The sequence below is a fragment of the Catenovulum agarivorans YM01 genome, from assembly GCF_000281085.1.
GTDB classification, from domain to species: domain Bacteria; phylum Pseudomonadota; class Gammaproteobacteria; order Enterobacterales; family Alteromonadaceae; genus Catenovulum; species Catenovulum agarivorans.
The window spans coordinates 164084-175950 of the sequence record NZ_JH767530.1; the positions used below are offsets into that span (position 1 = coordinate 164084).

Sequence of the window (11867 nt, forward strand, 5' to 3'; positions counted from 1 at the left end):
TAAAGAATTAGGAATATAAATTATGAAATTTTTAGCAATGCTGTTCTCTTTTGCATTTGTGTTTAATGTGAATGCGGGTCTGATTACTAATGTATCGAAAGAATCTGATCAACTCATAGTAGATTTTTCTTTAACAGATTTTGACCCAAGTATCGGGCAAATAACCGCAGAATATTCTTTTGATGCAAGCGAATTAGTATTCGCTAGCTATTCAGACTCTGACTATTTGGTTAATGAATTAACGTCTTTGGCTTGGGGTAGTGCAGGTGTTCCGTTAAGCGGGTTATTCACAGTCGACTTTTTATTCTTTATTGAGCCATTTGATACAACATTTGATCTTGGTCGTGCGGTATTTGATATTGTTAGCAATGTATCAGTACCAACATTTGAACAAAGTTTTGTTGAGGCTCTTGATATTGCATATGCCCCTGTCGTAATCGACAGCACTGTTGTTAACAAGGTATCAGAGCCAGCAACGTACGCTTTACTACCTCTAATTGCCGGTTTGTTATTTATACGTCGACGCCAAATTTAATAAGCCATTAATCTTTAGAATTTATTGATAGGAAAGCCAAGTGAGTCATAGACTTACGTGGAATTTTTATTTTTAAACAACCAAAAAACGCGTTATTAGGGGTGTTAATTTTCATGGTCAGGCAACTTGGCAGCGTAGTTAATGTGTTCCCACAATGCTGTTCAGGAATAAATAAAAACCTAGATAAATATCGCTATTCAGCATGTCCACTTATTGAACGTTAAGCAAATTTCTTAGCCTGGGTAGTAATTTAATACCTGAGAAGCTTTTCTTTAGTGACAGCTGACAATTGACTTGAGTGCTACGTCTTACATTTCAATTGTTACTGTTGCCCAGCAGTTTCGTCGAGAGTCGAAGGGAAATTTATAAAACTCATAGCTGTTCATGAATAGGTGGCTTTAGCAGGCATATTCAGCAGCACAATTCACATAACAATAAAATGGAACACTAACAATGAAAAATTGGCAATCTGTGGTTCAACACTCATTTGCACAAAAAGCATTATGTTTATCGATGTTTTCAACTCTAGGCGCTTTTAGTTTTTCAGCTGAAGCCGCACCTTCGTTGGAAAAAGAGGTGCATATTACTGATAGCGCGCTTTATTTTAATGGCGTGAAAAAAGCTTCTACGTCGAAAGCAGAAAACGAGCCAGATGTTGGTCCACATCAATACGATTATATGTATGGTCGCTCAATCACCCCACATGGTGATTGCATTAAAACCTACAAAAACTTTGTGTTTGTGACTTGGTATCGAGGGGGTAAACAAGATCGTAAACTCATGCTCACCCGCTACAATACTGACACGGGTACTAGCGCCACAATAGAATTCCCTCACCGTCATGGTGGCTATTCTAACCGCTGGTGGGTGGGGGAAACTCACAACACCATAGGCTTAGGCTTAAGCCCTAAAGATGAATCAATCCACATGATATTTGACCAACATTCCTTGTCGGCAACTAACCCATCAGATGGATCGTCAAAAAACGACTATTTTAAATATTATTATTCAAAACCTAATTCACTGACTGTACCTGACGAGCAGTTTACTTTAGAGCTGTTTGTTAAAGACAATTATTACGCAGGTAATGACCCTATCAATCCTTATGACAACCCGCATAATGAGATGGATGAGTATAAACACATCACCTTAACCGGTGAAGTTAATACCAGTAAGTATCAGAGTTTAAGTTACCCTAAGTTCTCATTGACAGATGAGGGCGACCTTTATTTATTGATGCGTGCAGGCCGCTCTAAAAACGGCGCATTTAAATATAATAAATACGATGGCAGTGGATGGCTGAGCAGTTTTAAATGGTTTAACTACAACCAAGCGCAAAGTCGCGGCAACGAATACAACTATGGCGTATATGGTCAAATGAAGTTCGCTGGTGGTAACTTAGCTGTTGGCTTCCAGCAGCGAGCCAATATAAGTAACGATAGATATATATACCAAAACGGGTTTTTTGGCGCGTATTTCGACAGTACCAGCAACAGTTGGAAAAACTATCAACATGAAACTGTGCAATCGCCCATCATTAATACAGATCCAATTAAAATTGCTGAGCCAGGCGATCTCGTAACTGGTGACGAGAAGGATCGTTTTTCTATGGTCGGCGGTTTTGACTGGAATGTCACAGACCGTGGTGATGTTCACTTTATTGGTAAAGTTGTTGATACCCAGCTCAAAAAAATTACCTATGTACACTCGTATAGAAAAGCAGGTGACAGTGAATTTACCAGCTCTAAGGAATTTTCTGGCGGTGAAGCACTATACACAGCTGGCAAAAATATATACTTAGTTGGCTTGAAAGACGGTCGTCCATTTGTTGATAGAACCGAAGGGGGAACTAACAACTTTCAGCGCATCTATCATCAGTCAGGGGGACGTTCTTTTGAAAAAGGCGTCGCTTATATTAATAACGGTAAGTTGTATTATTACCTGTTAGAAAACCACGATGGTAGCAACCCAGATGCGCGCAGTACTTATGTGCAAGTGATTGATTTAGACTTAGATGACGATACTGTATCAACCAAACCAGAAGTGAGTTTCCCGTGGTCTTCAAGAAGCTTAAACCAAGGTTATGAGCAGTTACAATTTAAAGTAAATGCTCAAAGCCCAGTTGAGGGCCGTACGGTAGAATCAGTAACCTTGTATATTAATGGCGAGAAAGTTCGTAGCGATAATGCTGATCCTTTTATTTTTGGTCATCAAGGTAAGCCGTATGAAACGGGTGCTATGGGTTGGTTAGATACCCATCAGCCAAATCCAAGTCCACTCCCTACTGGGAAGCATGAGTTTAAAGCTGTTGCTATTGATAGTGCGGGCGAGCAGTCAGAATCAATCATGATGGTAACGGTCAACGGCATTCCTAAACCGCCGACAATTTCCTTTCCTGATCCTGAATTAACAGTTTATGAGGGTTATGAAAAACTGGCGATAACTTTAAACGTTGCTACCCCAGAAGCGGACCGTGACATAGTGTCAGTAACCTTGAAGAAAGACGGTCAAGTGATCAGAAAAGATACCCGACCAGTGTGGAATTTTGGTCACTCTTATGCGCCACATGAATTTGGCGCTATGGGTTGGATTAGCTGTGAGCAAGACCCTGTGCCAACACCTTGTCATCAGCAAAACCCTAATCCTTTGGGTGTTGGTACCCACATATTTGAAGCGGTTGCTGAAGACAGTGAAGGCTTGACTAGCAGTGCATACTTAACACTCAATGTGGTTGAGTTACCAGCGCCTGTTGTCAGCTTCAATGATCCTGATATTAAAATCGAGCAGGGTTATAGTGACTTGGCAATATCAGCAAATGTGGAAACGGCTAGTGACACAGTCAGTATTGTGAGTGTTGGCCTATATATAGACGATGTATTGTTACGTGAAGTTTATGAAGCACCATTTTCTTGGGGTATAGCTGATTACTCCGAAGAGCTATTAGGGTTAACGGCTGGGCAATATGTTTTGAAAGCGGTAGCAACTGATAGTAATAACAAAATGGGTGAATCTACTATCTTAGTTGAGATTACCGCACCTGCATTATTAGGTGATTTAGACAGCGACGGTGACGTTGATAGAGATGACGTTCGCGCATTTAGTATAGCTGTGCGTACTAACTCGATAACCGACATGGTATACGACTACAACAAAGACGGTTTGGTGAATAGTCGTGATGTTAGAGGCGTTGCATTATTGTGCACACGCGCTCGTTGTGCAACCGAATAAAATAAGACCTTAACTATCCAAAGTTTTGAGTTGCCTATAAATACCTTTCTACTAAGCGGTTTGATTTCAATCAGGCCGCTTCATTCGGATAAAACAGTCAATATGTTCAAATGTTAACTTTTTGTTCTTTTGTTGTGTTTTTTGTTTGTTTTTATGTGTTGTTGTCTTGATGTTTAAATATCTTTAAGTATTCTTGATTGTTATTGGTGTTTTTTGTTTGATTAAGATTAATGAAATATAGATTCAATTTAAACCTTACGATACTTAAGGAACTTTAAATATGAAAAAGCGCTACAGAAATAAAGGCTTTGGACGTAAGTGTTTGATTACGCTTGCTTCTATTGCTGGTTTATACCTAGCCCCTGCGTCGGCAGAGGTCACGCTAGTCGATCAAGTTAAAATTTCTGATATCGGCTTGCACTTTGACGGTAAAAAATTAACGTATGGCACACTCGGTAGTGCTGACACAGGCGATAAGTTTGACTACTTTTTTGGTCGCAACATTTCAGCACATGGTGATGCGGTAAAAGTATATAAGCACTATGTATTTATGACTTGGTATCGTGGCGGTAAAGATGATCGCCACGTAATGTTGTCTCGTTACAACACCCAAACAGGTCAAGTTGCTACAATAGAATTCCCGCATCGTCACACTGGTTTTAGAGGCGATCCAAATGTTGGTGAGTCGCACAATACAATTGGCTTAGCCATTAGCCCTGTTAATGGCACTATCCATATGGTTTACGACATGCACGCGTATGACAACAACAACCATGATGGCAAATTCAAAGACGATTATTTCCGCTATTCATACTCGCTTGCGGGCGCTGCAGAAGTAGCAGATAGTGACTTTACCCTAGAGCAATTTGTAAAAGACACTAGCTCTATCAGCCAAGGGCCTGATGACTACAAACATTTAACCATGACAGGCGATTTGGCTGATAAAGGCAATTTTGCGCGGTTAACCTATCCAAAATTCTTTACCACTACAGACGGTACATTATTGTTATACATGCGTTTAGGCGGTAATAACAATGGTGGTTATGTATTTAACCGTTACGATGCAGCAACACAAAAGTGGTCTAAGTTCACCGCCTTTAATGTTGTAACTGCAAAAAATTATGGCAATGCGTATAACTGGGGCCTTTACGGCAACATGAAGTACGTAAATGGCAAATTGCGTGTTGCATTCCAACAACGCTCGAGTGACAACAACGATAGATATAAATACCAAAACGGTGTTTATTACGCCTATTCAGATCATCCAGAAGGATTCGGTTTGTGGAAAAACCACCAAGGCACAGACATGACTTGGCCACTGGTTAACTCTGATGAAATTAAAGTATTTGAGCCTGGTGATTATATTACTGGCCATCAAGACGCAAACTCAGTTTATATCGTCGGTGGTTTTGATTGGACAGTAACGGCTAAAGGTGACATTCACATCATCAGCCAAGTGAAATCTACAGACAGCAAGCGTGCTGACTATCAAAATGTGAAATTACATTCATACAAGCCAGCTGGCGCAGACGATTTTATCATCTCAACTGAATTTTCTGGTGCTTCTGAAATTTATACCGCTGGTGACAATGTATATATTATCGGCTTAAGCAATGGTCGACCTTTTGTTGAACGTGCTCAAGGTGGTACTAACGATTTTGTTAGAATTTATCAAGACACTGACGGCATGCAATTTGACCATGGTGTATTAGAAGTTCACGACGGCAAAGTTTATTACTACCTAATGGAAAAAGGCACAGGGACTGCCATGCCACTGCATTTGCAAATTATCGACTTAGATTTAGCCAGCGAAGCAAATGCACCTCAAGTATCCTTCCCATCATCATATATGACAGTAGAGCAAGGTTACGAAAAGCTTTCGTTAACTGTTAATGCATCTAGTCCTGTTGAAGGCCGCACTATCGAGTCGGTTACTTTATATATCAATAATGAATTGGTTCGTACAGACGATTCTGTTCCTTACTTGTTCGGCCATGGCTCAAAACCACACGAAACTGGCGCTATGGGTTGGTTAGAAACACATTCGCCTAATCCTAATCCGTTACCTGCAGGTCAGCATACATTTAGAGCTGTCGCTGTGGATAGTGAAGGTGATACATCAACTGCAACTATGCTATTAATAGTGCAATCAACTGGGCCAGAAGTTTCGTTTCCAAATGCTGAATTAACGGTTGAAGAAGGCTACGAGCAACTTGGTTTTACCATTAATGCATCTAGCCCGGTGGCTGACAGAACAATTGACTCAGTTACTCTATATATCAATGGTGAATTAGTCCGTCAGGATACTTCTGTACCATTTAATTTCGGCCACAAATTTAAACCACACGAAACGGGTGCTATGGGGTGGATCAGTTGTGAGCAAGATCCTGTTCCTAATCCTTGTCATCAGCCAAACCCATCACCATTAACCGAAGGTGTTCATACCTTTACTGCTGTTGCTGTTGATAGTGAAGGCGAGATGAGCGAAGCCACTATGACCTTAACAGTCGAAGGCCCACCAAAACCACCTGTAGTCACTTGGCCAAATGAAGTGGTTACTGTGTTCGAAGGATATGAAAAACTCGGTATCACAGTACAAGCAGAATCACCAGTTGAAGGTCGTACCATTCAGTCAGTTACCTTATATCGAAATGGTGAGTTAGTCCGTGTAGATACCAGATCTCCGTGGAATTGGGGTCACTCGTTTGCACCTTATGAATTTGGCGCCATGGGCTGGCTAGACACACATGAACCAAATCCAAATCCATTGGGTGTTGGTGAGCATACATTTACCGTTGTTGCTAGAGATAGTGAAGGTTTAGAAAGCTCAGCAGACATGACTTTAGTTGTTCTAGAGTTGCCTGCACCAACAGTTAATTTTGTTGAGTCAGATATTGAACTATTAACAGGCTACCCAGAACTATCTGTGTCTGCACAAGTAGAGACTGCGAACCAAGATATTGATGTTGTGAGTGTCATCTTGTACATCAACGACGAATTAATACGTGAAGTGTTTGAAGCACCATTCGTTTGGGGTGGTCAAAGTTATGAAGATGAATTGTTAGGTCTAGCTGCTGGCACGCATGAATTTAAAGCGGTCGCGACCGACAGTAACAACAAAATGAGCGAAGCAAGCATGATAGTTGAAATTGCACTGTTTGGTGATTTAGACCAAGACGGTGATGTTGACAGACTCGATATGCGCCAATTTAACGCAGCGTTACGTGCTGGTGAAATTACTGATTTACGTTACGACTTTAACAATGACGGTCAGTTAAACATGCGTGATATGAATGGTATGGCGCGTTTATGTTCACGAGCGCGCTGTGCCGCAGAATAAATATTTGAATTAATAGTGTGCGTTGTTAGGCGCTGCGCACATAACCATTTAGGAATTTAAATTATGAAATTTTTAGCAATGATATTTTCGCTGGCATTAGCGTTTAACGCGTCAGCTGGTTTAATTACCACCCAAGCAGACCAGACAAATTACAATGCAGGCGACTTTATTACCCTGGAATTTTTTGTTGAAGATGCCAACCCAACCATTGATTGGTTGCAATTCGAGTTCGCTTTTGACGATAGCCAATTCGCATTTGTTGACTTTAGTTGGATCGATTCATTTGAAGTAGCTAGCTATGGCGCGTTCGGCGATGCGTATTTAGTAGATACAGATATATTGTTTATGAATGTTGGCTTTCTTGACGGATTTGCCGATGTGTTAGGTACATCTTTTAAATTAGGTGAAGTTCAGTTTGAAGCGCTTGCTAATGCACCTAGCCCAACTTTGTCTGTGGTTGACTCTTATGTCACTGACTTTGACTTTACCGAGATAGAACCGGCTCAGCATCAAGTATCAGTGCCTGAACCAGCAACCTATGCTTTGTTGCCACTAATTGCTGGCTTGTTGTTTATGCGTAAACGCAAACAAGCTTAATTGGTGTTAGTTAATAACTGAACTCAAGGCCGTGAAACTTAGGTTTCACGGCCTTTATTTTTATTAATTTATTTGGAATTCAGGTCAATTTAAATCAATCTATTAAAAGAATAGGGCTGTATCGTTTTAATAGGAGTCTCAACAAACAAGGAAATTAAGGATATGAATCGTTATCTCAAATGCTCCGCTTTAACTCTTTCTGCAGCACTTGCTGCTTTAGCTTCCTCAAATCAGTCACTTGCAGCAGTTAGTTTGATAGAAGAAGCGCAAATTACCGACCAAGGCTTATATTTTTGGTATCCAAATGACGCAAAGGCATATCACTACGCGGCCAATATCAGCCCACGAGGTGACTGTTTAACCGTTGTTAATGGTTTTGCATATTTTGGCTGGTTTAAAGGTGGTATGAACAACCGAAAACTCATGTTGTCACGTAAACGCATTGGCAGTGGCGAATGGGTCAGCGTTGAGTTTCCACACAAAAACACATTTATTGAAAATACCAACTGGGGTGATTCACACAGAACAATAGCGCTGAGCGTCAGTGAAAAAGATGGCACAATTCATATACTATTCGATCACCACAACGACCCACTCAACTATATAGTTTCGAAAAAGAACCTGGCTTTTGCTTCCGATGAACTATTTTCGAAGCTGACAAATTTTCACAATAAAAGAGAATATTTAGCTGAAGGACAAAACGTACGCATAACTTACCCAACTTTAGTTGAAAACGCAGACGGTGACATAGTTGTACATTATCGTAAAGGCTCAGCTGTTGGTGGCAACGAGATGGTTCATGTGTATAACGGCGAAAGCTGGACGCGTGCAAAACAAGTTACCCGAGGTTCGGGTTTACCATATGTGGCAGTAGAAGATAGAAATTACGCCTATGGCAAAGCTGCTTTTGGTAACGGCGATGTTTATTACACTTGGTCTGTTCGCTGGGCTGCTAAAAAAGCAGATGGTATCTTAAACGAAGGTGTCTATCTGGCTAAAACGGGTCCAACTATGACAGACGAATGGGAAGATTTAAATGGGGTAAAACATCCTTTGCCCATTCAAGATTATTCGCCTTTTTTAATTGATGTCCCCGCCACACCCGGTGGTACAGGTTCTTCTTCAGGACCTGGTATTTCCGTTAGTGACGACGGCGGTATTCATTTAACTTACAGAGGTCGAACCTCTAATACCGATTATCATTACACTTATTCACGTAAAGCAGGTGAACAAAGTTTTACCAAACATGTGGGTAAAACACTGGAAGGTTTGCCATACGAGGATAAGCTATATAGAGCGATAGCTTCTTCATCTGGATTGATCACTATCAGCAGCACGGTTGTCGGTTCTATTGACGATAAACCCGAATTTACTCTGCAAACCCCTTATAAATTTGGCAACTCTATTGCCCGAATAGATAACGGTAGGCTGGTGCTAATTGCCGAAGATCGTACTGTTCAAACCGATTCACAAAATTTATTCAGCTATATTTTTGATTTAACCGATGGTGAGCCCTTACCGCCTATTGGTCCTATAGGGCCAGTTGACCCAACTCCAATTGAGCCACCAGAGCAGTCAAATCAAGCCCCTGTTGTGACCTTTCCACAAGAGCATATGGATTTAGTTGTTGGATATCAGAACTTGTATTTAGATATTGCTGCCAGTGCTTCGGTATCCGGCGCGACAATTACCCAAGTCGAACTGTATATAAATGACAACTTTATTCGCAAGGAAGGTGTAGCGCCTTACGAGTGGGGACATGGAGGGCGCACCGAGTTATTAGGCTTAGCAAAAGGCAGCCATATATTTAAGGCGGTAACCACAGATTCGGATGGTCGTATAGGTGAAGCAATCATGACAGTGAATGTACATGACGAAGCGGATTTAAAACCGCTTGTTAGCTTTCCATCATCAGCTATGACTGTCACTGAAGGTTATTCTGAGCTGGTGCTTGATATAAACGCATCCAGCCCATTTAATTATTCGGCAATTGCCAATGTGAAACTGTTCATCAATGGTACTTTGGTTCGTCAAGAGTCTGTTGCACCGTATGAGTGGGGACATGCAAAATCGCCAAACCCACAAGAAACGACAGGTTTACCGGTTGGTCAACACACCTTTAGTGCTGTTGCGACCGACCAAGCAGGCGAGCAGACAACTGCCAGCATGTTATTAACAGTAACAGCAAAACCTTTATTGGGTGATTTGGATAATGATGGTGACGTAGACAGAAATGACGTTCGAGCTTTTAGTTTGGCTGTTAGGACGGATAGTATCACGGATTTAGCCTATGACTTTAACAACGACGGTGTTGTAAATAGCTATGATGTGCGTGGTGTGGCTTTATTGTGCACACGCTCGGCTTGTGCTGTGGAATAAGGGTCTATAGAGAAAGGCTTAGAGAAAAGTTAAAAAGGATGAGGAATTAGCCTCATCCTTTAACTAATCTAAATACCAATTTACAAAGTTTTACCAACGGCTTTATCTGTTATTTCTCTAAAGTAATCATTACTTCTAAACTGAGAAACAGGTGACCAAGGTGCATTTTCTTTGGGTAAATGTTTACGTAAATCTTGTTTAATATCTTGATACTGTGAAAGATTGGCGAGGTTTTTCCACTCGTTTGGATCAGTTTTATGATCGTACAATTCTTCGCTGCCATCTTCATATCGAATGTAACGGTATCTGTCGGTTTTAACCGCATGATTATTTGGACCAAAAGTGGTTACCGCTGCATGCTGCCATTGTGTATCCGCTTTGGCTATCAATGGTGTTATGTCTCTACCTTCAAGTTGCGGATTTGCCGGCAAACCACACATGCTAATTAAGGTAGGGTACAAATCTAACAAGCTGACAGGTTGTGCACTTACTTGTTTACCTTGCGATTTTGGCGGCTTGATTATTAGTGGTGTGCGGGTAGAGGTTTCCCATAACGCCATTTTAGCAAAACGGTTTTTCTCACCTATGTCGTAACCATGATCGCCCCACAATACCACTGCAGTATTGTTGGCATATTCACTATTTTCTAATGCATCTAGCACCATACCAACGCATGAATCAACAAAAGATACGCTGGCTAGATAAGCTTGCACAATGTTCTTCCACTCGTTGTTTTCAATAGCCCATTCAGTGGTAGGCATCATTTTAAATTCAGTGATGCGTTTAGCGATTTCTGGCACATCATCCAAATCATTTTTTAGATAAGGCGGTAATTGAATATCTTCAATTGGATGCATATCAAACCATTTTTGTGGCACGGTCCAAGGTACGTGTGGGCGCAAAAAGCCGCCAGCCATAAAAAATGGTTTATCGTGTTTCATTTTTAACTGTTCAACCAGCCACTTAGCTGAGTCGAAATCAGGCATTTGTTCATCTTTTTCTGGATATGCGCCCCAGTCTGTACTTGTACCTTTTTTGTCCCACTTTAATGGGGTCGGTGAATATGGGCCAAATAAATGCACACGGCCGCCAAAGGCGTCAAAACTCCCATCCGCAACTGCTTGGTGAAATACTTTACCGACAGCCGCTGTGTAGTAACCATGTTGTTTAAAATATTCACTCAAAAAGATAGATTGTGCTGCTTTGTCGTTGGCCGATTTAATGTCGTTGTCATGCACATGGCCGTATATACCTGTAGTTGATGGCGCAAGCCCTGTCATAATGCTCGCGCGTGATGGGCCGCATAACGGTGCAGGCGCGTGAGCATTGGTAAAGGTAGTACCTTGGGCGGCTAGCCTATCTATATTGGGGGTTTTTGCATTTGGGTGACCACCTAAAGCGCCCACCCAGTTGTTTAGGTCATCCAGAACCAGCATTAATACATTAGGGTATTCTTTTTTAAGCTCAGTTAACCAATCCAATTTGGTTGCACAAGCTGCAGTCATTAAACCTGCACCGCCGATAATGAAATTGCGTCTATTTATCATGATGTTTTATCTCAAATTTTCGCTAACCTAAACATGGATTAACTTGCTGCAGATTGCTCTAAATTAATATCGTTTGTTTGAGTATTATTAGCCGTTTTTGCATAGCGCTTATGGTACATAGCGGTGATAATTGGTACTAAAATAGAAGTCACAATTACACTGGTTGCTATTAATGCGGTTGCACTTTGTGCTGCTACGGCAAATTTAGGCTCGATAGCCGCTATGGCTGCTGGGTTAGCAA

Annotated in this window: 7 protein-coding genes; 5 read left to right on the forward strand and 2 right to left on the reverse strand. The window is 41.2% G+C overall.

The window, feature by feature from the left end; genetic code table 11:
• Positions 1-22: 22 nt before the first annotated feature.
• The 5 genes from WSC_RS0113985 to WSC_RS0114005 all read left to right on the forward strand — a co-directional run bounded on the left by WSC_RS0113985 (position 23) and on the right by WSC_RS0114005 (position 10079).
• On the forward strand, positions 23-535 hold the full coding sequence (locus WSC_RS0113985) for a PEP-CTERM sorting domain-containing protein (RefSeq protein WP_016956565.1): 513 nt from the start codon (positions 23-25) through the stop codon (positions 533-535).
• Between the two features lie 453 nt (positions 536-988).
• Positions 989-3763, forward strand: a complete 2775-nt coding sequence (locus WSC_RS0113990; protein WP_016956566.1) for a BNR-4 repeat-containing protein — start codon at positions 989-991, stop codon at positions 3761-3763.
• A gap of 280 nt (positions 3764-4043) precedes the next feature.
• Positions 4044-7103 (forward strand): BNR-4 repeat-containing protein, encoded by a 3060-nt coding sequence (locus WSC_RS0113995; protein WP_016956567.1) that lies wholly within the window; start codon positions 4044-4046, stop codon positions 7101-7103.
• Between the two features lie 63 nt (positions 7104-7166).
• Positions 7167-7700 (forward strand): PEP-CTERM sorting domain-containing protein, encoded by a 534-nt coding sequence (locus WSC_RS0114000; protein WP_016956568.1) that lies wholly within the window; start codon positions 7167-7169, stop codon positions 7698-7700.
• A gap of 162 nt (positions 7701-7862) precedes the next feature.
• Positions 7863-10079, forward strand: coding sequence for a BNR-4 repeat-containing protein (locus WSC_RS0114005; protein WP_016956569.1), 2217 nt, complete (start codon positions 7863-7865; stop codon positions 10077-10079).
• Positions 10080-10159: 80 nt separating this feature from the next.
• Here the strand turns inward: WSC_RS0114005 and WSC_RS0114010 are convergent, their stop codons facing one another.
• On the reverse strand, positions 10160-11626 hold the full coding sequence (locus tag WSC_RS0114010; protein WP_016956570.1) for a sulfatase: 1467 nt from the start codon (positions 11624-11626) through the stop codon (positions 10160-10162).
• Between the two features lie 38 nt (positions 11627-11664).
• A partial coding sequence (locus tag WSC_RS25165) for a 2-keto-3-deoxygluconate permease (RefSeq protein ID WP_040394576.1) occupies positions 11665-11867 on the reverse strand: 203 nt, incomplete at its 5' end.

Coding starts and splice junctions, on each gene's coding strand:
- WSC_RS0113985 (WP_016956565.1), top strand. CDS start 23: ATGAAATTTTTAGCAATGCTGTTCTCTTTTGCATTTGTGTTTAATGTG.
- WSC_RS0113990 (WP_016956566.1), top strand. CDS start 989: ATGAAAAATTGGCAATCTGTGGTTCAACACTCATTTGCACAAAAAGCA.
- WSC_RS0113995 (WP_016956567.1), top strand. CDS start 4,044: ATGAAAAAGCGCTACAGAAATAAAGGCTTTGGACGTAAGTGTTTGATT.
- WSC_RS0114000 (WP_016956568.1), top strand. CDS start 7,167: ATGAAATTTTTAGCAATGATATTTTCGCTGGCATTAGCGTTTAACGCG.
- WSC_RS0114005 (WP_016956569.1), top strand. CDS start 7,863: ATGAATCGTTATCTCAAATGCTCCGCTTTAACTCTTTCTGCAGCACTT.
- WSC_RS0114010 (WP_016956570.1), bottom strand. CDS start 11,626: ATGATAAATAGACGCAATTTCATTATCGGCGGTGCAGGTTTAATGACT.